The 20,148-nt window shown below is 64.2% G+C and carries 20 protein-coding genes; 11 read left to right on the forward strand and 9 right to left on the reverse strand.

From position 1 onward, the window contains the following. Positions 1-4 precede the first annotated feature (4 nt). The 3 genes from GPJ75_RS14475 (at position 5) to GPJ75_RS14485 (ending at position 3,547) form a co-directional block, all read left to right on the forward strand. Positions 5-427, forward strand: coding sequence for a helix-turn-helix domain-containing protein (locus GPJ75_RS14475; RefSeq protein ID WP_246249064.1), 423 nt, complete (start codon positions 5-7; stop codon positions 425-427). After that, positions 424-1,245: a DUF6456 domain-containing protein gene (locus GPJ75_RS14480; protein ID WP_246249065.1), complete on the forward strand. Its 822-nt coding sequence runs from the start codon at positions 424-426 to the stop codon at positions 1,243-1,245. The genes GPJ75_RS14475 and GPJ75_RS14480 overlap by 4 nt, the downstream gene beginning before the upstream one ends. Positions 1,246-1,435: 190 nt before the next feature. Then, entirely contained in the window at positions 1,436-3,547 is a 2,112-nt protein-coding gene (locus tag GPJ75_RS14485) for a S9 family peptidase (protein ID WP_163269040.1), read from the forward strand. A 58-nt stretch (positions 3,548-3,605) separates the two neighbouring features. Here GPJ75_RS14485 and GPJ75_RS14490 read toward each other — a convergent pair whose 3' ends face one another. From GPJ75_RS14490 to GPJ75_RS14505, 4 genes are all read right to left on the reverse strand, one after another. Further along, positions 3,606-4,523 carry a cytochrome c gene (locus GPJ75_RS14490; RefSeq protein WP_163269041.1) on the reverse strand — a complete coding sequence of 306 codons (918 nt, stop codon included), beginning with the start codon at positions 4,521-4,523 and terminating at the stop codon, positions 3,606-3,608. A gap of 6 nt (positions 4,524-4,529) precedes the next feature. Beyond that, positions 4,530-4,991, reverse strand: a complete 462-nt coding sequence (locus GPJ75_RS14495) for a c-type cytochrome (protein ID WP_163269042.1) — start codon at positions 4,989-4,991, stop codon at positions 4,530-4,532. Positions 4,992-5,173: 182 nt separating this feature from the next. After that, positions 5,174-5,773, reverse strand: a complete 600-nt coding sequence (locus tag GPJ75_RS14500; protein WP_163269043.1) for a superoxide dismutase — start codon at positions 5,771-5,773, stop codon at positions 5,174-5,176. Between the two features lie 102 nt (positions 5,774-5,875). Then, a complete protein-coding gene (locus GPJ75_RS14505; protein WP_163269044.1) occupies positions 5,876-6,754 on the reverse strand; it encodes a branched-chain amino acid aminotransferase in 879 nt (292 codons plus the stop codon). A gap of 151 nt (positions 6,755-6,905) precedes the next feature. Here GPJ75_RS14505 and GPJ75_RS14510 point away from each other — a divergent pair, with 151 nt between their 5' ends. Together GPJ75_RS14510 and GPJ75_RS14515 are read left to right on the forward strand one after the other, a co-directional pair. After that, the gene (locus GPJ75_RS14510) at positions 6,906-7,568 is read left to right on the forward strand and encodes a haloacid dehalogenase type II (RefSeq protein WP_163269045.1); all 663 of its coding nucleotides are present in this window, start codon (positions 6,906-6,908) and stop codon (positions 7,566-7,568) included. A 189-nt stretch (positions 7,569-7,757) separates the two neighbouring features. After that, positions 7,758-8,522 carry a L,D-transpeptidase gene (locus GPJ75_RS14515; RefSeq protein ID WP_163269046.1) on the forward strand — a complete coding sequence of 255 codons (765 nt, stop codon included), beginning with the start codon at positions 7,758-7,760 and terminating at the stop codon, positions 8,520-8,522. A gap of 47 nt (positions 8,523-8,569) precedes the next feature. Here GPJ75_RS14515 and GPJ75_RS14520 read toward each other — a convergent pair whose 3' ends face one another. After that, entirely contained in the window at positions 8,570-10,093 is a 1,524-nt protein-coding gene (locus tag GPJ75_RS14520) for a helicase HerA-like C-terminal domain-containing protein (protein ID WP_163269047.1), read from the reverse strand. A gap of 254 nt (positions 10,094-10,347) precedes the next feature. Between GPJ75_RS14520 and GPJ75_RS14525 the strand changes: the two genes are divergently transcribed. From GPJ75_RS14525 to GPJ75_RS14540, 4 genes are all read left to right on the forward strand, one after another. After that, positions 10,348-11,793: a methylmalonyl-CoA mutase family protein gene (locus tag GPJ75_RS14525; RefSeq protein WP_163269048.1), complete on the forward strand. Its 1,446-nt coding sequence runs from the start codon at positions 10,348-10,350 to the stop codon at positions 11,791-11,793. Continuing rightward, positions 11,783-13,909, forward strand: a complete 2,127-nt coding sequence (scpA, locus tag GPJ75_RS14530; protein ID WP_163269049.1) for a methylmalonyl-CoA mutase — start codon at positions 11,783-11,785, stop codon at positions 13,907-13,909. Before GPJ75_RS14525 ends, scpA begins: the two co-directional genes overlap by 11 nt. 63 nt (positions 13,910-13,972) lie before the next feature. After that, positions 13,973-14,965 carry a magnesium transporter CorA family protein gene (locus GPJ75_RS14535; RefSeq protein WP_163269050.1) on the forward strand — a complete coding sequence of 331 codons (993 nt, stop codon included), beginning with the start codon at positions 13,973-13,975 and terminating at the stop codon, positions 14,963-14,965. A 127-nt stretch (positions 14,966-15,092) separates the two neighbouring features. Beyond that, positions 15,093-15,461: a type II toxin-antitoxin system death-on-curing family toxin gene (locus GPJ75_RS14540; RefSeq protein WP_246249066.1), complete on the forward strand. Its 369-nt coding sequence runs from the start codon at positions 15,093-15,095 to the stop codon at positions 15,459-15,461. 28 nt (positions 15,462-15,489) lie between these two features. Here GPJ75_RS14540 and GPJ75_RS14545 read toward each other — a convergent pair whose 3' ends face one another. Beyond that, positions 15,490-15,939, reverse strand: a complete 450-nt coding sequence (locus GPJ75_RS14545; protein ID WP_163269051.1) for a GatB/YqeY domain-containing protein — start codon at positions 15,937-15,939, stop codon at positions 15,490-15,492. A 286-nt stretch (positions 15,940-16,225) separates the two neighbouring features. Between GPJ75_RS14545 and carA the strand changes: the two genes are divergently transcribed. After that, on the forward strand, positions 16,226-17,428 hold the full coding sequence (gene carA / locus GPJ75_RS14550) for a glutamine-hydrolyzing carbamoyl-phosphate synthase small subunit (protein WP_163269052.1): 1,203 nt from the start codon (positions 16,226-16,228) through the stop codon (positions 17,426-17,428). Between the two features lie 3 nt (positions 17,429-17,431). Here carA and GPJ75_RS14555 read toward each other — a convergent pair whose 3' ends face one another. The 3 genes from GPJ75_RS14555 to GPJ75_RS14565 form a co-directional block, all read right to left on the reverse strand. Then, positions 17,432-17,941, reverse strand: coding sequence for a DUF2937 family protein (locus GPJ75_RS14555; protein ID WP_163269053.1), 510 nt, complete (start codon positions 17,939-17,941; stop codon positions 17,432-17,434). A 30-nt stretch (positions 17,942-17,971) separates the two neighbouring features. Then, a complete protein-coding gene (gene ypfJ / locus GPJ75_RS14560; protein WP_163269054.1) occupies positions 17,972-18,865 on the reverse strand; it encodes a KPN_02809 family neutral zinc metallopeptidase in 894 nt (297 codons plus the stop codon). Between the two features lie 81 nt (positions 18,866-18,946). Beyond that, positions 18,947-19,513, reverse strand: a complete 567-nt coding sequence (locus GPJ75_RS14565; RefSeq protein WP_163269055.1) for an NUDIX hydrolase — start codon at positions 19,511-19,513, stop codon at positions 18,947-18,949. Between the two features lie 108 nt (positions 19,514-19,621). On the opposite strand from GPJ75_RS14565, the gene GPJ75_RS14570 reads away from it, so the two are divergent. Then, positions 19,622-20,071, forward strand: coding sequence for a VOC family protein (locus GPJ75_RS14570; RefSeq protein ID WP_163269056.1), 450 nt, complete (start codon positions 19,622-19,624; stop codon positions 20,069-20,071). Positions 20,072-20,148: the final 77 nt, after the last annotated feature.

Raw genomic sequence — 20,148 nt, forward strand, 5'->3', positions numbered from 1 at the left:
TTCCGTGCTTTTGACTGCCGCAAGCCCGATACCGGACGAAAACGAATTGCAGGATCCGACTGCGCTCGCCCAAGCCTATACACGCAAGCTAAGCCCGGTGACCGACGAGCGGGTGATGGACGTCTGCGAATGCGTGATGGACATCGTCGCCGCCCTTTTCAATGTCAGCGGACGCGAGCTGCGCCGGCCCGGCAGGAGTACTGAAAGCGTGACACGGGTGCGGCAGATCGGCATGTATGTGACCCACGTGGTGCTGGGGCTTTCAATGACGGAGGTCGGCCAAGGCTTCGGGCGCGACCGCACCACGGTCAAGCATGCCTGCCACTTCGTCGAAGACATGCGTGACGACGCAGATCTCGACCGCATCATCCACATGGTCGAGCGCGTCACGGCGGCGGCCTTCCGGCAGACGGAGGTGTTTCCTTGAGACGGGCGGAGATCGGTTCGGCGCGTGCGCGCAAGGAACGGGCGCGTGTTGTGCGCTTCCTCGCCGCGGGTCCCGTCGCCCTGCGCGCGGCAGCCAAGGAGGGCGCGGTCCTGCTCGACGGCGGCGAGCGCGGCATGGTATCGGCCACCTCGGCAACGCTGGCCGCGCTGGTGCGTGACGGCGTGATACGGAGAGAAGGTGCGGGGCTTGCGCTCTCACCGGAGGGCCGGGCGCTCGCAAAACGCACGGAAGCGGGCGATACGCCTTTTCGCGCTCAGCACATGGATCTCGGCACCCGCACGCTGCAGACCGAGACAGGTGCGCATACGGTCCAGGTTGATTTCTCCGAATCCCCATTGGCGCAACTGGCCCGGAGGCGGACGAAGAACGGCACACCTTTCCTCGACGACAACGAGTTCCGCGCCGGCGAACGCCTGCGCGCCGACTATACGCGCGGTCGCATCATGCCGCGGCTTGGCGCCAACTGGAGTGCGGCGGTGGCGGATGGCCGGCGCGGCGGCGGCGACAACGGCATCGCCGACCTCACGGACGCCGCCCTTGCCGCGCGCCAGCGGGTCGACCAGGCGCTTGTCGCGGTGGGGCCGGAGCTCTCGGGTGTGCTCGTCGATGTCTGCTGTTTCCTGAAAGGGCTGGAGCGCGTCGAAGCCGAACGCGGCTGGCCGGTGCGCTCCGCCAAGGTGGTGCTAAAGACCGCGCTTGCCGCTCTCAGCCGCCATTACGAGCCACAGTCCCGCCCGCGCAGGCGCTCGGTACTGCACTGGGGGGCGGAGGACTATCGGCCGAGGATAAGGCGGTAGTGCTGGGCGTGATTGAGTGGGGTGACGAAGCTTTGAGCAACCGCGCCCCCTCTTCGGGCCTACCGTCTTGCACCTCTCACCCTCGCCACAAATCTCGCGCATAGCCCCTTGAACCGAAGCCAAAGGCCCTGTTCATTCTCATACGACTCGGCACCTCAGATTGTCCCCTTCGACAAGGATCCCACCCACCATGCCGCAGAAGGCCGCCTTTCCCTCTCTCCCCGCGCCCCGTCCGGAAAAGCGCCCGCGCCAGGACACCCGCCACGGCATCACCCGCACGGACGACTATGGCTGGCTGAGGGCCGAGAACTGGCAGGAGGTGCTGAAGGACCCGTCCCTGCTCGCTGCCGACATCCGCATGCATCTGGAGGCGGAGAATGCTTATCACGAGCAGCTCATGGCCGGCACCGAGGCGCTGCAGAAGACGCTCTTTGCCGAGATGAGAGGCCGCATCAAGGAGGACGATTCCTCCGTTCCCATGAAGGATGGCCCTTATGCCTATGGCAGCGCTTACCGGGAGGGCGGAGAGCATCCGCGCTTCTTCCGCACGCCGCGCGAAGGCGGCGCGGAGGAGGTGTTGCTCGATGGCGACAAGGAGGCTGAAGGCAAAGCCTATTTCCATATCGGCGGCATCGGCCATTCGCCCGACCACAAGCACCTTCTGTGGGGAGCGGACGAGAAAGGCTCGGAGTTCTACACGCTCAGGGTCCGCGACCTCTCCTCTATGAGCGATCTTGAAGACCGGGTGGAAAATGCCAGCGGCTCCGGCACCTTCAATGCCGACGGCGGCGGCTTCTACTATACGCGGCTCGACGACAACCACCGTCCCTCCAAGGTCTTCTTCCACGCGCTGGGCGAAGATGCCGCAAAAGACCGGCTCATCTACGAGGAAGCCGATCCCGGTTTCTTCATGAACGTCTTCGGCAGCCGGCTCGACGACTGGATATTCATCAGCGTTCACGACCACGAGACAACCGAGTACCGCATTCTGCCGGCGAACGATCCGAGCGCTGCTCCACGCGTTGTGGCGGCACGCGAGACCGGCGTGCAATACGACATGGAGCCGGCGGGGGAGGAATTCTTCATCCTCACCAATGCAGACGGCGCCAAGGACTTCAAGGTCATGACCGCGCCTGCCGCCGACCCGTCGCGCGCCAACTGGCGCGATGTGGTGGCGCACGAGCCGGGGCGGCTGATCCTGTCGATCCTCGCCTTCAGGCATTATCTCGTGCGCCTCGAGCGCAAGGACGGCCTGCCGCGCATCGTCGTGCGCGAGCGGGAAAGCGGCGACGAGCATGTGATTGACTTCGGCGAGGAGGCGTATTCGCTGGGCCTCGGCGGCTCCCTCGAATACGACACGGAGACCTTCCGCTTCACCTACTCCTCGATGACGACGCCGGCGCAGGAATTCGACTACGACATGCGCACACGCCAGCGCACTCTCCTGAAAACACAGGAGGTGCCCTCCGGCCACAATCCCGAGGACTATGTCACGCGCCGCCTGATGGCGGCGGCACCCGACGGCGAACTTGTGCCGATCTCCCTCGTCCACCGCCGCGGTATTGAGCTCGACGGTACCGCCCCCTGCCTGCTCTACGGCTACGGTGCCTACGGCATCACCATCCCCGCCGCCTTCCGCACCAACTGCCTGTCACTGGTCGACCGCGGCTTCGTCTACGCCATCGCCCATGTCCGCGGCGGTAAAGACAAGGGCTATGCCTGGTACGAGGAGGGAAAACGGGAGAAGAAGCCGAACACCTTCACCGACTTCATCGCCTGCGCCCGCCATCTGGTGGCGGCAGGCTACACCGGTCACGACCGGCTCGTCGCCGAAGGAGGCTCGGCCGGCGGCATGCTGATGGGCGCCATCGCCAACATGGCCCCGCAGGACTTTCGTGCCATCGTGGCGGCCGTGCCGTTCGTCGACGTGCTCGAGACCATGCTCGACGACACGCTGCCGCTCACCCCGCCAGAATGGCCCGAATGGGGAAATCCCATCGCCAAAGAGGAAGACTATCGGACCATCGCCGCCTATTCGCCCTACGACAATTTGCGCGAACAGCCCTACCCCGCCATCCTGGCGCTGGCCGGCCTCACAGACCCGCGCGTGACCTATTGGGAGCCGGCGAAATGGGTGGCGTGCCTGCGTGACAACAATACGGGCGACAATCCGATCATGCTGAAGATCAACCTCGACGCCGGCCACGCCGGCGCCTCGGGCCGTTTTTCAAGGCTGGAGGAGGTGGCGTTCAGCTATGCATTCATGCTGAAGGCGGTGGGAAAAGAAGTGAATAGCGAATAGTGAGTAGTGATTAGTGAACGGGCACCGACGCTGAACACTACTCACTACTCACTACTCACTACTCACTCTTCCCCACTTCCGGCACCGCTTTCAAATACGCCGCAATCGCTTCCCGGTCCTCCGCGGGCAGCTTCGCCAGGTTCTCCTGCACAGCGGCCATGGTGCCGCCGACGGAATCGAAGTCGGGTGTGAAGCCGGTTTCGAAGTAGTAGACGATATCGGCAGGGGACCACGAACCGAGGCCGTCCCGGCTCGGCGTGATGTTGGGCACGGTCCCTTCCCTCTCCAGTGCCGGCGCACCCGCAAGCCACCGATCATCCTTCAAGCCGCCGATGAAGGAGCGCGGGGTGTGGCACTCGCCGCAGTGCCCCGCCCCCTCCACCAGATAGCGCCCGCGCAGCACCTCTTCCGGCGCGCCGGTGGCAAAGCTGATCACCGGCTCCTCGCTCAGGTATAGGCGCTTCCACAGCCCGAGGCCGCGCCGCAGCGTAAAAGGGAAGGAAAGCGTATGGGCCGCCGCATTCTCGGCGACCGGCGGCAGCGTCTTCAAGTAGGCGAAGAGGTCGGCCACGTCCTGCGGCTCCATGCGCGCGTAGGACGTATAGGGAAACGCCGGATAATAGTGCTCGCCCTCGGGTGAGACGCCGCGCATCACGGCGTTGATGAAATCAGCTTCCTCCCAGGTGCCGATGCCATGCTCCGGGTCCGGCGATATGTTCGGCGCCACGAAAGTGCCGAAGCTGGTCTCGAGCGCAAGACCACCGGCAAGCTCCAGTTCCGCCGCGCCCTTGGCGCCCCGGCGTGCGTGACAGGAGGCGCAGCCGCCGATCTGGAAAATGCGCTCTCCGCGCTCAGGATCGCCCGGCCGCAGACCGGCAAGGGTTGCCGCGTCAAGCCGCTCCGGCTCCGTGACAAGCCAGAACACGCCGCCCGCGACCAGAATCAGGGCAACGGCATAAAGCAGCTTGCGCAGCATGGGTCATCAGTCGTTCTGGATGCGGAAATCCTCGTGACAGCTTCGGCAGTTGGAAAGCACCGGACCGACCGCTTGCTGAAAGGCGGCAAGGTCCGCAGGGCCGCCCTTGCCGGAAGCCTCGAGCGCCGCAGCCACATCCGCCTGAAACTTGCCCAGCGCCTCCTGATATCCTTCCGGATCTTCCCAGATCGCCGGTGCGGCCGTCGTGTCCCCGCCGTTCTCCGAGCCTTCAGGGAAATAGTCGCCATAGGCTTGCGCGGTTGCGTTGAAAGTGGCGAGCGCGGCCTTCGCGACGGCCGGGTTGTAGTCGAGCTCCCCCTTCAGCATGGCGCCCGATGCCGCCGCCGAGGCCGCATTCGACTGCATCAACGCCTTGCGCACCGCAATGGGATCGTCCGCAGCCGTCACGGCGGCGGCAGAAATGAAGAGGGCGCAAAGCGCCGAAGCGTAAACCACGAATCGTTTCATCAGCAATCTCCGAAGGTCACCCCATCGCAACCATACCGACCGCTGCGTGGGATTGGCTCAAATGTGGGCCTGTCTCAATCACGCTTTCGTGAGATGCCGATGAATGAGGCCGCTCAAATACCAGCAAAAGAAAACCCGGCGCAAAGGCCGGGTTTTGCAAACACTCCGCTGGCGCCTCGCGCTCAGATCGCCTTCTCGTAGCACTCCAGGACATAGTCCCAGTTGACGAGGTTATCGACGAAGGCCTCCAGATATTTCGGCCGCGCGTTGCGGTAGTCGATGTAGTAGGAATGCTCCCAAACGTCGACGCCGAGGATCGGCGTGCCGCCGTGGACCAGCGGGTTCTCGCCGTTGGGCGTCTTCATGATTTCAAGCTTGCCGTCCTTCACCGCAAGCCATGCCCAGCCGGAGCCGAACTGGGTGACGCCGGCGTTGATGAAGTCGGCCTTGAACTTGTCGTAGCCGCCAAGGTCGCTATCGACGGCCTTCTGAAGCGCACCGGGCAGGCTGGTGCCGCCGCCGCCCTTCTTCATCCACTTCCAGAAGTGAATGTGGTTGAAGTGCTGGCCGGCATTGTTAAAGAGGGTCTGGTGCTTGCCGAAGGACTGCTTGACGACCTCTTCCACCGACAGGTTGTCCATGCCGGCTTCCGCCGCCAGCTTGTTGCCGGTGTCGACATAGGCCTTGTGGTGCTTGTCGTGGTGGAACTCGAGCGTCTCCCTCGACATGTAGGGCTGCAACGCCTCGTAGTCATAGGGCAGGTCTGGCAGTTCAAAGGCCATATTCGGTCTCCCTCGTAACAGCAGTTGAAAATCTAGCGACTCGCAGATGGGGTCGGGTGTGCGCTTTGACAACTCCGGCCCGCGCCGATCGTTCCTAACAGGTCAGCCGGCAGGCGTCGAATGCGCCCATTCCCAATAAAGCTCGCGCGCCTTCTTGGCCACAGGGCCCGGCTGAAGTTCCCGATCCTCGATGCGGGTGACCGGCACAACCTTCGAGTGGTTGCCGGTGGAGAAGATTTCATCGGCGTCGAGAAAGTCCTGAACGCTCAAAGTCTTCTCAACCACCGGCGAGCCGGCATCGGCAAGCAGGGTCATGACGCGGGCGCGCGTGATGCCGGAGAGAAATGTGCCGTTCGGCGCCGGGGTGAAGACCTGGCCATCCTTGACGAGGAAGATGTTGGAGGTGCCGGTCTCGGCGACGTTGCCCAGCATGTCGAGCACCAGCGCATTGTCGAAGCCGCGCGCCTTGGCATCGAGGATCGCTCGCCCATTGTTCGGGTAGAGGCAGCCGGCCTTGGCGTTGGTCGGCATGGTCTCGAGCGTCGGGCGGCGGAAACGGGAGACGCCAATGGAGAAGCCTTTCGGCGAGATCATCGGCGCCTCGTAGAGGCATAGGCAGAAACGCGTGGAGGAAGGTTCCGCCGGCACGCTCATGTAGCCGCCATGCTCGGCCCAGTACATGGGTCGGATATAGACGGCCGTCTTGCCGTCGAACTTCTTCAGCCCTTCCCAGGTCAGCCCAAAGATTTCCTCCGCCGGCTTCAGCGCATTGAGGCCCATGACGCGCGCCGAGGCGTTCACCCGCGCGGCGTGGCGGTCGAGATCGGGCGCGACGTCCTCGAACCAGCGCGCGCCGTCGAAGACGGACGAGCCCAGCCACATGGCGTGGGTGCGCGGCCCGGCGATTGCCACGTTGCCCTCGTGCCAGTCTCCGTCGAGGAAGGTCCAGGTGGTGGATTGCGCCTCCGGCAGGGCATTCATGGCGTTTCGCCTCCTTGTTCTTTCCATGGGCGATAGGGATAGCACCCGGAAAGGCGCCGTCAATTGTCACATCCACCCACGCGTCGGTCCAGCCGTTCTTGACCGCAGGCGGCACTTGCGGTCAAGTGGGGTTGTTTCCAAAGGTTTGGACATGCGCTTTTCCACTTTCGCTTTCGATGCTTACGGCACGCTATTCGACGTGCACGCCGCCGTGCGCAAGCACGCCGGCGAGATCGGCCCCGAGGGGCAGCTTCTTTCTGATATATGGCGCGCCAAACAGCTGGAGTATTCCTGGGTCGGCACGCTGATGGGCGAGCATGTCGATTTCTGGACGCTCACCGAGCGGGCGCTCGACTACGCCTTCCGCAAGGTCCCTTCGGCAGACACCGGCCTCAGGGACAAGCTCCTGGAGGCCTATTGGCATCTCGATTGCTATCCGGAGGTGCCGAGCGTACTCAGGGCGCTGAAGGCCGCGGGCGCGCGGCTTGCCATCCTTTCCAACGGCTCCAAGGCGATGCTCGAGGCGGCTGTGCGCTCGGCGGCGCTGGAGACCGTTCTCGACGACGTCTTCTCGGCGGACGATGCCCGCAAGTTCAAGACGGATCCCGCCGTTTACGACTTGGTAACCATGTCGTGGCGTATTTATCCGAGCGCCGTCTCCTTCCAGTCATCGAACCGTTGGGACATTGCCGGTGCCACCCGCTGCGGTTTTCGCACCGTGTGGATCAATCGCACACAACAGCCGGACGAATATGCCGACCATCAACCGGAGCTCATCCTGCCCTCTCTCGAGGGCCTTATCACGGCAAGTTGATGGAGATCGGCCTGCATCAACGCGTTACAAATCGTAAGCGGTCGGATCGATAATGCGGCGCTGCCTTGCCAAATTCACCCTCCCGCCCGAATTACAGGCTTATGCTTGTTCGCTTAGCCGACTCAGCCGTTCCTTGCGTAGGTTTCCACCGGATTGCACGAAGCCTTTTTGACCGAATAGAAGAGACCCATGTCCACCTTTGAGCCCTTCTCCCCCGCCATGACCCGCCGCCGGTTCCTTTCTGCCACGGCGGCCAGCGCCGCCACAGCGGCACTTGCCGGCTGCGTTTCGGTGCCTTCCACCCAGACGGCGTATGCGCCGGCCCGCCTGGCGTCGTTGCGCCCGCCGCCGGCGCCCGGCGTCTCCGATTTTCGTGCCATGTACGGCGCGAGGGTGGATAACGGCAACGAGATCCCCCCCGTCCCCATCGAGAAGCTGGACCCACGGCTCTACCGCCAGGAAGTGGCCGACCCGACGGGCGAACAGCCCGGCACGATCGTCGTCGATACCTCGCAGCACTTCCTCTACCTCGTGCGCGGCGGCGGCCGGGCCTTGCGCTATGGCGTCGGCCTTGGACGCGCCGGATTCGCCTGGGCGGGCCGGGCGGACATCGAAAGAAAGCGGGTGTGGCCGAAGTGGCACCCGCCGGAGGAGATGATCGAGCGGCAGCCGGAGCTGGAGAAATACCGCACGGAGTTCGACAAGGCCACCGGCGAATGGAACGGCGGCATGGAAGGCGGCATCATGAACCCGCTCGGCGCCCGCGCGCTCTATCTCTACGAGGGCGGCAAGGACACGCTCTACCGTATCCACGGTTCGCCGGAGTGGTGGACGATCGGCAAGTCCGTGTCATCGGGCTGCGTGCGCATGATGAATCAGGACGTGATCGACCTTTATGACCGCGTTCCGGAGGGAACGCCGGTCCTGGTAACCGACGGGGTCTACGCGGTGTAGCCGGGTAATCCCCTCCCCTTCCTGACCTTGTCGATGGAGGGAGGGCTTCAACGCCGCCTCAAACTCCCCAGAACCCCGCGGATAATTTCCCGCCCCAGCGTCGTACCGACCGAGCGGATGATGGACTTGACGGCGGCTTCCGTCACCGATTGGCGCCGGTAGGAGCTCTTGCTGCCGGACGAGCGGCCGCCAAAACCCGGCAGTGACCAGCCCGATCCTCCCGCCTCCGCGGTTTCCTTGGGCGGCTGCTCCTCTTCCATGGCCTTCTCGGCAGTGCGCTTCTGCAGCTTCTCGAAGGCCGACTCCCGGTCGACCTCCTTGTCGTACTGCGCGGCGACCGGGCTTTGTCCAATAACCGTCTGACGTTCGGCATCGGTGATCGTGCCCATGCGCGAGGACGGCGGGCGGATGAGCGTGCGCTGGACGATCGAGGGAACAGCCTTCGCCTCGAGCGTGGAGACCAGCGCCTCCCCTACGCCCAGCTTCGTGATCGCCTCGAAACAGTCGAAGTCAGGATTGGGGCGAAAAGTGTCGGCCGCTGTCTTCACCGCCTTCTGCTCGCGCGGGGTGTAGGCACGTAGCGCGTGCTGCACGCGGTTACCGAGCTGCGCCAGAACGCTGTCGGGCACGTCGAGCGGGTTCTGCGTGACGAAGTAGACGCCCACGCCCTTTGAGCGGATGAGGCGCACCACCTGCTCGACACGATCGATCAGTGCCTTCGGCGCCTCGTCGAAAAGCAGGTGCGCCTCGTCGAAGAAGAAGACGAGATTCGGCTTGTCCGGATCGCCCACCTCGGGCAGTTCCTCGAACAGCTCCGACAGGAGCCACAGCAGGAATGTGGCGTAAAGCCGCGGATTCATCATCAGCTTGTCGGCGGCAAGCACGCTGACATAGCCACGCCCGTCGCGGGTGGTGCGCATCAGGTCGGCGATCTGAAGCGCCGGCTCGCCGAAGAAGTGCTCCCCACCCTGCTGTTCGAGCACCAGGAGCGAGCGCTGGATAGCGCCGACAGACTGCTTCGACACGTTGCCGTAGCGCGCGCCGATCTCGTCGGACCGTTCGGCGATATGGGCGAGCAGCGCCTGCAGGTCCTTGAGGTCGAGCAGCAGCAGCCCCTCTTCGTCGGCAATGCGGAAGGCGATGTTCATGACACCCTCCTGCGCATCCGACAGGTTCATGAGCCGCGACAGAAGCAGCGGTCCCATCTCGGAGATGGTGGCGCGAATCGGGTGTCCCTTCTCGCCGAACAGATCCCAGAAGATGACCGGCGTCTCGCGGAACTCGTATGGTTCCAGCTTAATCGTCTCGGCGCGCTTCAAGAGGAAATCCATCTCCTCGCCCTTCATGGCGATGCCGGAGAGATCGCCCTTGATGTCAGCACAGAAGACGGGAACACCGGCATTGGAGAAGCCCTCGGCCAGGATCTGCAGCGACACGGTCTTGCCTGTGCCGGTGGCGCCGGTGACGAGGCCGTGCCGATTTGCGTATTTCAGCAGGAGCTGCTCGGCCTGCTGATAGCTATCGTCGTTGTGCCGACTGGCGCCGAGAAAAATGCTATCTTCGCCGCTCATGCCCTCTCCTTTTTTCTTTCCCATGCCGCAGCCGGCATGCGGTCAGGTATAACATGCGGTCAGGTATAATCGGCGGTGCCCGATGCCACAATGTCTTGTTCTTGAGGGGGTCTTGTTCTTGAGGGGGCCTTCTCACGCCCTATTTACGACGTTCAAGAAAAGCGATTGCAGGCCGAAGGGTGCATTGCGGCAAAAGGTACGTCATCCTAAACTCAGAACATGGCCGCGCGCATACGAAGGGACAGGGGACAAAGATGGATCGAACGATCCTGACAGAGTCGGAATTTCCCGATGTCGACAGGAAGCAATGGCTGGAACTCGTTGCCCGCTCGCTGGGCAAGGACACCGACTATAGTTCTCTTGGCCATCGCAGCGACGACGGCATCGGCATCGAGCCGCTTTACGAGCGCGCCGCTGGCGCATCGCCCCTGCCGCGTCTCGAACCGGGCGCCTCCTGGACGCTCGTCCAGCGCATGGATGACCCCGACCCGGCACGGGCCGCAGCCCAGGCGAAGGAGGACCTGGCGCAGGGCGCTACCGGCCTCTCCCTCATCTTTGCCGGCGCACCCAACGCCTTCGGCTACGGTCTGCCGGCAAGCCCGGAAGGGCTGCGCGCCGCGCTTACCGACGTGCTTTTGAGGAACGTCCATCTGCGCATCGATGTGCATCCGAACAGCCGCGCCTCCATCGACTGGCTGGTGCAGGTGCTGCGCGACAAGCGCGCCGATCCCGCCCGCCTCAGCCTCTCCTTCGGTATCGACCCGGCCTCGCTCTTCGCCGGCACGGGGAGGCTGCGCATGTCGATCGAGGCGCTGGAGGCTTCGATGCCGCAGTCGCTGGCCGGCTTCTTTGCGCTGGCGCTGCCCGGCATCCTGCTCGAGGCGGACGGGCGCGTTTTCCACAATGCCGGGGCGACCGAGGCGCAGGAGCTCGGCATCATGCTGGCTTCCGCCGTCTCGCACTTGAGGATGTTCGAAGAAGCGCGCCAGCCGCTGGTCTATGCCGCCCCGCATATCGGCTTCGCGCTCAGCGTCGACCAGGACCAGTTCCTGTCGATGGCCAAGATCAGAGCGCTGCGCAAACTATGGACACGCATGCTGGAGGCCTGCGCCATCGACCCTATGCCGGTCGCCATCCACGCCGAGACTTCCTACCGCATGATGACGGCACGCGACCCCGAGACAAACATCCTGCGCACCACCATCGCCGCTTTCGCGGCGGCCACGGGGGGTGCCGATTCCATCTCGGTCGTGCCGCACACCATCACCCACGGCCTGCCCGACGCCTTCGCGCGAAGGCTGGCGCGCAACACGCAGCTTATCCTCGAAAAGGAATGCCGGCTTGATTTCGTCGCCGATCCGGCCGCCGGCTCCGGCGGTATCGAGGCGCTGACGGACGGGCTGTGCGAGAAGGCGTGGGAGGAGTTCCGCCGCATCGAGGCCGAAGGCGGGGTCTTGAGAAGCCTCGCCGCCGGCCATATCCAGAAGCGCGTCGCGAGCGCCCGCATGGAGCGGCTCGGCAAGGTTCGCGAGGGCGAGCACAAGATCATCGGCACGACGGTCTACACGATGGACCGGGAGCGCCCCGTCACCACGCTTGCCGCCGAGAGGCAGCCCATGCCGCGCGACGGGGCGGTGGCCTGCGATCCCTTGCCCGCCTCGCGCCTCGACGAGGGGCTTGGAGAACCGAATGATCCCTGACTTCTCCGCCCTTGCCTGGTCCCCACCGGCGAAGGCGAGTGGCGAGCGGCCGCAAGGCCGCCGCGACACGCCGGAGGGCATCCCCATCCGCCGCGCCTATGGCGAGGACGACCTGAAGGACCTGCCCTTCCTCGACACCTATCCAGGCCTGCCGCCATTTGTCCGCGGCCCCTACCCTACCATGTATGTCCGCCACCCGTGGACGATCCGCCAATATGCGGGCTTCTCGACGGCGGAGGAATCGAACGCCTTCTACCGCCGCAACCTCGCCGCCGGCCAAAAGGGCCTTTCCGTCGCTTTCGACCTTGCCACCCATCGCGGCTACGACAGCGACCATCCGCGCGTGGCTGGCGATGTCGGCATGGCGGGCGTGGCGATCGATTCCATCCTCGACATGCGCCAGCTCTTCGACGGCATCCCGCTCGACAAGATGACGGTGTCGATGACCATGAACGGCGCCGTGCTTCCGATCATGGCGCTCTACATCGTCGCCGCGGAGGAGCAGGGCGTCGCCCAGAAAGACCTTGCGGGCACCATCCAGAACGACATCCTCAAGGAGTTCATGGTCCGCAACACCTATATCTACCCGCCCAAGCCCTCGATGCGGATCATCTCGGACATCTTCGCCTATACGGCGCAGCACATGCCGAAATTCAACTCCATCTCCATCTCCGGCTACCATATGCAGGAAGCCGGCGCGACGGCGGACCTGGAGCTGGCCTACACCATCGCCGACGGCATCGAATACGCCCGCGCCGGCCTTGCCGCCGGCCTCGACATCGACCACTTCGCCCCGCGTGTTTCCTTCTTCTGGGCCATCGGCATGAACTTCTTCATGGAAGTGGCCAAGATGCGGTCGGCGCGGATGCTGTGGGCAACCCTCGTCAAGAAGAATTTCGCACCGAAGGACCCCCGCTCCCTGTCGCTGCGCACCCACTGCCAGACGTCCGGCTGGTCTCTCACCGCGCAAGACCCCTACAACAACATCGTGCGCACCATGGTGGAGGCAATGGCGGCCACCCAGGGCCATACGCAGTCGCTCCACACCAACTCCTTCGACGAGGCGCTGGCGCTGCCGACGGACCATTCCGCCCGCATCGCGCGAAACACGCAGCTCGTGCTGCAGGCCGAATCCGGCACCACGCGCATCGTCGATCCGTGGGGCGGCTCGGCGTTCGTGGAGCGGCTGACGCATGACCTCGCCGCCCGCGCGCTTTCCCATATCGAGGAGGTGGAAAGCCTCGGCGGCATGGCCGCGGCCATCGAGAAGGGCGTGCCCAAGCTGCGCATCGAGGAGGCGGCCGCCCGCACCCAGGCGCGGATCGATTCCGGCGAGCAGGCCGTCATCGGCGTCAACCAGTTCCGGCCCGCGAGCGACCACGAGGTTGATGTTCTCAAGATCGACAATGCCGAGGTGCGTGCGCGCCAGCTCTCCAAGCTGCAGCAGTTGAAGGGGACGCGCGACGTGGCGGGCGTGGAAAGCGCCCTTAATGCGCTCACCAAGGCTGCCGAACAGGGCCAGAATCTGCTCGAATTCGCTGTTCGCGCCGCCCGCGCCCAGGCAACGGTCGGTGAGATCTCTTCCGCGCTGGAGAAGGTCTTCGGCCGCCACGTGGTGGAAATCCGCACCATCTCCGGCGTCTATCGAAAGGAGATCGGCGAGAACGAGGCTGTCGCCGAGGTCGAGGCGAAGGTCGCCGCCTTCCGCGAGAAATCCGGCGGGCCGCCTCGCATACTCGTCGCCAAGATCGGTCAGGACGGCCACGATCGGGGCCAGAAGGTCATTGCCACGGCCTTCGGCGATCTCGGCTTCGACGTCACGGTGGGCGCCATGTTCCAGACGCCGGAAGAGGTGGCGAAGCTCGCCGACGAGAAGGACGTGCACGTCATCGGCGTCTCCTCGCTGGCCGCCGGCCACCTCACCCTCATCCCCGAGATGAAAGAGGTGCTGCAAAAGCGCAGCCGCGGCGATATCCTGATCGTCGCCGGCGGCGTCATCCCGCCGGACGACCTTGACGCCGTACGGCAAGCCGGTGTGGCCGAGATCTTCCCGCCCGGCACCGCGCTCGCGGATGCGGCGGGACGGTTGGTCGATAGGTTGCTTGAACGTCTCTGAAACTTTCAGCCGCGATAATGGTCTGATATTCAGCCTCGGCGCGTCTTTCGAGGAGACAACGCCATGATCCAGGTCTTTTGCATCGAAGGCGACCACCTTCGCCGGGTCGACCCGAAGCCGGGCGAGGCCCTCCCCGCCGGCACGTTGTGGATCGACCTCCTCAACCCCTCCGCAGAGGAGGACAAGGCGGTGGAAGCCTGGACGGGGGCCGCCATCCCGACCACCGAAGACATGGCCGAGATCGAGGAATCGAGCCGCTTCTACACGGAAGGGGGCGTGAAGTATCTGACCGTGCCCATCCTCCACAAGGTCGACATGGGGCACCGGAAGATCGCCCCCGTTTCCTTCGTGCTCACCGATAGGCTGCTTGTCACCGTGCGCTACAGCGAGCCCAAGGCAATCGATCTCTATATCGGCCGCGCCACGAAACCCGGCAGCGGCCTTCTCGGCCCCAGGTGCAGCGGCCGCTCGGTCATGCTCGGCATCATCGAGGCGACCACCGACCGGCTGGCGGACATCCTGGAAGGCGTGACGGAGGAGATCGAGACCGCCTCGCAGGCGATCTTGCATAAACAGGCCGCTGAACGCCCCATGAGCACCAAGGAGTTCCGCCGCCTGCTGACGCGCATCGGCAGCCAGGGCACCTTTCTGTCCAAGGTGCGTGAGAGCCTGTCGGGAATCAGCCGGCTGCTCGCCTATATCCAGGTGGGCGTTGAGGCCGGTGAGCCCCGCAAGGAGACGCGTGCCTGGATCAAGTCGCTGGAGCGCGATACGCAGTCGCTGGAAAACTATGTCGACTTTCTATCGAACAAGATCACGTTCCTGCTCGACACCGTCGTCGGGCTCATCTCGGTCGAGCAGAACGCGATCATCAAGATCTTCTCTGTCGCCGCCGTCGGCCTGATGCCGCCGACGCTGATCGCCTCCATCTACGGAATGAACTTCCATTTCATGCCGGAACTCGGCGAGCCCTGGGGTTATCCAGTAGCGCTGGGGATCATGGTCCTGTCGGCCATCCTGCCGCTGTTCTACTTCCGCAGGAAAGGATGGTTGTGAGGAAGGCGCATGCCTTCCCCTCGCGCTTCGACAAGCTCGGGTGAGGGCGAGGCGCAACGGTATGCGCCTCCCTTCCCCTCACGCCGCCAGCGGCTCCACCTCTATGGTCACATGGGAGAGTTCGCGGATGGGTCGCATCGCGACGCATTTGCGCCGCCATGGCGGCGCCCATGGCATCCGTGACGACAACGCCCTCGAATCAGCGCTTGCGCGTGCCAAGAACAAGGCTGTCTATGGCGAGCCAGATATTTTCGCGCTGGCGGCGGCTTATGCTTTCGGCCTTGCACGCAACCATGCATTCGTGGACGGCAACAAGCGCACGGCAATCGTTGCGGCAGGCACTTTCCTGCTCCTGAACGGCTACCGCATGACCGCTGATAACGGCACGGTTTACGCATTTGCCATGTCGCTGGCGGCCGGCGAGGTCGATGAGGATGGCGCGGCGGCTTTCTTCCGCGACTATGCAGTTGCCGCGAGTATCGACCTAGACCGGTGAGATGCAGTGGGGGTGACCCTCGCCGCCCCTACTGCAGCATATTCTTGACGATGCCGCTCGCCTTACCAAGGTCCATGCGGCCGGGGAACTTTTCCTTGAGCGCGTTCATGCAGCGGCGCATGTCGCGCAGCCCGTCGGCGCCCACCTCGTGGACAACTTCGGCGCAGGCCTTCTTCATGTCGTCCTCGCCAAGGGGCCGGGGCAGGAATTCGGCAATGATGCCGATTTCCTCGCGCTCTTGCTCGGCGAGTTCGAGGCGGTTTCCCTCCTCGAAGCCCTTGGCCGATTCCTTGCGCTGCTTCACCATGCGGATGAGGATATCCATGATGTCCTCGTCGCTCACCGGGTCCTTGCCGGCTCCGCGATTGGCGATGTCGCGATCCTTGATGGCCGTCTGGATCAGACGCAACGTCGAGATGCGTCGTTTGTCCTGTTCCTTAACGGCGTCTTTCAGCGCCTGGGCGATTTTCTCGCGCATGGCATTCATCTCCCGTCGCAGTGGCGACCATACCGCCGACTGACTTGTGACGCAAACCGTTTCGCTATCTTGTAAGTTGCTGGGATTCTTATGTTAATCGGACACAAGCAATTCCAGGGCGGTAATTGACCGCTTGCTGGCCTTCGTCTATCGTCCGCGCCTTGCATGGACATTAACTGTGTTGGCAAGGGACTGCGGCTTTACGCCATCTCCCTTCGCATGTCGCCGGGCGATATGGCGCACGGCGGAACATATTTCAAGGCCTCCCTGTAGATGGAGATTCTAAATGGCAATGACAAGCGCGCCCTGGGGTGAGACCAAGCCGACGGCGCTGCTCGTCTTGGCCGACGGTACGGTGATCGAAGGATACGGGCTCGGTGCCGTAGGCTCCGCCGTGGGCGAGGTGTGCTTCAACACGGCGCTCACCGGTTACCAGGAAATCCTCACCGATCCCTCCTACGCCGGCCAGATCGTCACCTTCACCTTCCCGCATATCGGCAATGTCGGCGCCAATCGCGAGGACATCGAAGACCTGACGCCGGCTGCCCGCGCCGGCGCGGTGGGCGCCATCTTCCGTGCCGACATCACCGAACCGTCCAACTACCGCTCGGCCGAACACCTCGACGAATGGCTGAAGCGCCGCGGCATCGTTGCCCTGTCGGGGGTGGATACGCGGGCGCTGACCGCGCTCCTGCGCGAGAAGGGCGCCGCCAACGCGGTCATCGCCCACGCGCCGGACGGAGCGTTCGACGTCGAAGCACTCAAGGCCGAGGCGAAGGCCTGGAGCGGGCTCGTCGGCCTGGATCTCGCCAAGCAGGTCACCTCCGGCCAGTCCTCCACCTGGCGCGAGACGCCCTGGGTCTGGGACGAAGGCTTTGGTACCACCGGTGAGACCGCGCTGCATATCGTCGCCGTCGATTACGGCGTCAAGCGCAACATCCTGCGCCTGCTTTCAAGCCTCGGCGCCGAGGTAACGGTGGTGCCGGCCACCAGCACGGCCGAGGACATCCTGGCCATGCATCCGGACGGTATCTTCCTGTCCAACGGGCCGGGCGATCCGGAGGCGACGGGCGAATATGCCGTGCCGATGATTCGCGAGCTCTTGAAGAGCGACGTTCCCATCTTCGGCATCTGCCTCGGCCATCAGATGCTGGCTCTGGCGCTCGGCGCCAGAACCGTCAAGATGCACCAGGGCCACCATGGCGCCAATCATCCGGTCAAGGATTTCACCACCGGTAAGGTGGAGATCGTCTCCATGAACCACGGCTTCGCGGTCGACAGCGACAGCCTGCCCGAAGGCGTCGAGGAAACACATGTTTCGCTCTTCGACGGCTCCAACTGCGGCATCAGCCTCGTCGGCCGTCCCGTCTTCTCGGTCCAGCACCACCCGGAAGCTTCCCCCGGCCCGCAGGATTCACACTATCTCTTCCGCCGCTTCGTCAACCTGATCCGCGAGAAGAAGGGCGAGCCTGCGCTGGCCGAGCGTTAGCTTCTAACGCTCTGCAACTCGCGCCGCCCGGCGGCGCCTGAAGGGGAAGGCCAGCGTCTTGTAAAGGCCGAAGCCGGCGAGCAGCCCGGAGACAGTCCAGATCATGCCATGCGCCGTCAGCGGCACCGCCGGCTCGAAGTCCTCTACCGCGCCCTTCAAAACGTCACCATCCGGATTGACGAAAACCGCCAGGGGGCGCAGCGAGAGCGGCCACTCGGCGAGGCGCACGGCCTGCTGTTCCAGATGCTCGAAGCGCTCGATGACCCGGCGCATGGACAGGCCGCGATCGCGCAGGAAGGGCTCCTCGGCATCGCTGTAGGCGGCCAGCGCCTCCTCGCGCCGCATCTCGTGGCGGGCGGCATCCTCCTCGAACCGCGCCACGACCTGGGCCAGCTCCTCCAGCGCCCCGTGGAGCCGCTGGCGATACTGCTGCGCCAGTTCAGGCGCCTGCGAGGTCGCCGCCCCACCGGCGAGCGAGACCAGGAGGGCCAGAACCGTTCCAACTCTCATCATTCGGCAATCCCCCTTCGGAGTAATCGATGATCAAATGGGTCCGTTGAACGTGTCGCAATCCGTCGGCCGGCCGCTTTCGATCCCGCGCGCGAACCAGCGCTGCCGCTGTTCCGACGTACCGTGATTGAAGCTTTCCGGCACCACATAACCCTGGGTTCGCCGCTGCAAGGTGTCGTCGCCGATCTGGTTGGCCGCGTTCAACGCCTCCTCGATGTCGCCCTCCTCCAGAAGGCCTTTCTGCGCCGTGTGATGCGCCCAGACGCCGGCGAAGCAGTCGGCCTGCAGTTCGACGCGGATGGACATGGCGTTGGCCTCGGCCTGGCTCATGCGCTGGCGCATCTGGTTGAAGCGCGGCAGCACGCCGATCACGTTCTGCACATGGTGGCCCACCTCGTGCGCCACAACATAGGCGCGGGCGAAATCGCCGGCCGCGCCGAAGCGGTTGGCAAGTTCGCTGAAGAAATTGAGGTCGAGATAGACCTTCTTGTCGCCTGGGCAATAGAACGGGCCGCTGGCGGAAGAAGCGAAGCCGCAGGCCGATCTGATCTGCCCTCCGAAAAGCACCAGCGAGGGTTCGGGATAGCTGTTGCCTTCGGCCTCGAAGAGGTCGGTCCAGACATCTTCCGTCTCGGCAAGGACCACGCGCACGAACTGGCTCATCTCATCGTTCGCGGTACTGCTCTCCACGGTCCCGCCACTGGGCGCGCCGGGGCCTTCGGCCAGCATCTCCATCGGATCGATGCCCAAGGCGCGCAGGCCGAAAAACAGGACGACGAGAATGATGAGGGAGGACAAGGACAGACCGCCCCCACGCCCCGCCCGCCCTATGGGCAGGCGTATCCGACCGCCGGGAAATGCACTTGCGCCGGACCGCCCTCGCCGGTCCTCGACATTCGCGCTTTGGCGGCGCCCTCTCCAGCGCATTAAGATTACTCCCGATTTCCACGCCCGCCGCCCGACGGGGTGAAGGTTAGCCGAAGCGGCTTACGAAGTCATGGCCGTTGTTTACCTCACCCGCTCAAGCCGGGCGGCCGCGTTTGGCGCGATGTCGTGCAAAGCGGAGACGGGCTTCCACATGGCGGCATGGACCTCCTCGCGCTGCGCTCTCAACGGCAGGCGCGGGTCGGCCGTGAAAAGATACTGCAGGTCGTGGTGGAGATGTGGTGCCTCGCCGCGCGCGGCCTTGCCCGGCACCTCATGACTGTCGATGTTGAAGGGCAGATCCCCATCCCGGTGCCAGCCATGCAACGCAAGGCCGGCGATGCCGGTCTCCTCCACCGCCTCGCGCGCCGCCGACCGGCAGAACTGTTCCGCCGGCTCATAGTGCCCGCCCGGCTGCAGCCAGCGGCGGAGGTGGATGTGGTCGATCAGGAGAACCTGCGCATGGTCGGGCGAGACGACGATGGCGCTGGTGGTCACATGCCCTGGCATGGTGGCGCGGTCGTCGAGCGCATGCCGCTCGGCCATCTGCCAGCGCAGCACGGCCAGATGCTCGTGCGGCGCGGCAACTTCAGCGCAATAGCGGGAAACGAGGGCTTCGAGGCGGCTGAGGAAGTCGGAGGTGGAGGCCATTGCCGGTTGATAGCCGATTCTGTCGCGGCGGGTGAATTGATCGATGTTATTGCGATGGCTGTCTCTTCACCTAACCTTCCAAAACACCGTTCTGTGGGAGACAACAAAATGGAGATGTACAGTGTCCGGCTACTGGTGCAGGATTTCGGCGCCTGCTTCAGGTTCTACCGAGACGTTATCGGACTTGCGCCGGTTTGGGGAGATGAAGCGGGACCCTATGCCGACTTCCCGGCTGGGGACGAAACTATGATCTCCCTATTCTCCCGTGATTTGATGGCAGAAGCCGTTGGCACGACGGACCTTCCGTCCGCAGCACGCGAACAGGATCGTTTCGTGGTCGTTTTGCAAGTCGATGATGTGGATGCCGTTCACAAGCGCCTTGCAGAGAAGGGCGCCGATTTCGTGAACGGGCCGAAAGACTACCCCGCCTGGACGATCCGGGCGGCCCACTTGCGCGACCCGGATGGCAATCTCCTGGAACTGTTCTCCCCTCTTGCGCGCCAGCAGTGGACTGAAGAGGTCGAGCAGAAGGATCCGCAGACGGTGATCCAAGGCTGATCCACGGCGAACCGCTGGACATCTTGATCCGGCAGTCTGCGTGTCTCATCCACGCATTGCAGCGGTTCGTGTGAATG

The organism is Chelativorans alearensis, assembly GCF_010993735.1.
Lineage (GTDB): Bacteria > Pseudomonadota > Alphaproteobacteria > Rhizobiales > Rhizobiaceae > Chelativorans > Chelativorans alearense.

Bases quoted from the DNA above. Each gene is read 5' to 3' on its own strand.
- GPJ75_RS14485 (WP_163269040.1), top strand. From the start codon at position 1,436: ATGCCGCAGAAGGCCGCCTTTCCCTCTCTCCCCGCGCCCCGTCCGGAA.
- GPJ75_RS14490 (WP_163269041.1), bottom strand. From the start codon at position 4,523: ATGCTGCGCAAGCTGCTTTATGCCGTTGCCCTGATTCTGGTCGCGGGC.
- GPJ75_RS14495 (WP_163269042.1), bottom strand. From the start codon at position 4,991: ATGAAACGATTCGTGGTTTACGCTTCGGCGCTTTGCGCCCTCTTCATT.
- GPJ75_RS14500 (WP_163269043.1), bottom strand. From the start codon at position 5,773: ATGGCCTTTGAACTGCCAGACCTGCCCTATGACTACGAGGCGTTGCAG.
- GPJ75_RS14505 (WP_163269044.1), bottom strand. From the start codon at position 6,754: ATGAATGCCCTGCCGGAGGCGCAATCCACCACCTGGACCTTCCTCGAC.
- GPJ75_RS14510 (WP_163269045.1), top strand. From the start codon at position 6,906: ATGCGCTTTTCCACTTTCGCTTTCGATGCTTACGGCACGCTATTCGAC.
- GPJ75_RS14515 (WP_163269046.1), top strand. From the start codon at position 7,758: ATGTCCACCTTTGAGCCCTTCTCCCCCGCCATGACCCGCCGCCGGTTC.
- GPJ75_RS14520 (WP_163269047.1), bottom strand. From the start codon at position 10,093: ATGAGCGGCGAAGATAGCATTTTTCTCGGCGCCAGTCGGCACAACGAC.
- GPJ75_RS14525 (WP_163269048.1), top strand. From the start codon at position 10,348: ATGGATCGAACGATCCTGACAGAGTCGGAATTTCCCGATGTCGACAGG.
- scpA (WP_163269049.1), top strand. From the start codon at position 11,783: ATGATCCCTGACTTCTCCGCCCTTGCCTGGTCCCCACCGGCGAAGGCG.
- GPJ75_RS14535 (WP_163269050.1), top strand. From the start codon at position 13,973: ATGATCCAGGTCTTTTGCATCGAAGGCGACCACCTTCGCCGGGTCGAC.
- GPJ75_RS14540 (WP_246249066.1), top strand. From the start codon at position 15,093: ATGGGTCGCATCGCGACGCATTTGCGCCGCCATGGCGGCGCCCATGGC.
- GPJ75_RS14545 (WP_163269051.1), bottom strand. From the start codon at position 15,939: ATGCGCGAGAAAATCGCCCAGGCGCTGAAAGACGCCGTTAAGGAACAG.
- carA (WP_163269052.1), top strand. From the start codon at position 16,226: ATGGCAATGACAAGCGCGCCCTGGGGTGAGACCAAGCCGACGGCGCTG.
- GPJ75_RS14555 (WP_163269053.1), bottom strand. From the start codon at position 17,941: ATGATGAGAGTTGGAACGGTTCTGGCCCTCCTGGTCTCGCTCGCCGGT.
- ypfJ (WP_163269054.1), bottom strand. From the start codon at position 18,865: ATGCGCTGGAGAGGGCGCCGCCAAAGCGCGAATGTCGAGGACCGGCGA.
- GPJ75_RS14565 (WP_163269055.1), bottom strand. From the start codon at position 19,513: ATGGCCTCCACCTCCGACTTCCTCAGCCGCCTCGAAGCCCTCGTTTCC.
- GPJ75_RS14570 (WP_163269056.1), top strand. From the start codon at position 19,622: ATGGAGATGTACAGTGTCCGGCTACTGGTGCAGGATTTCGGCGCCTGC.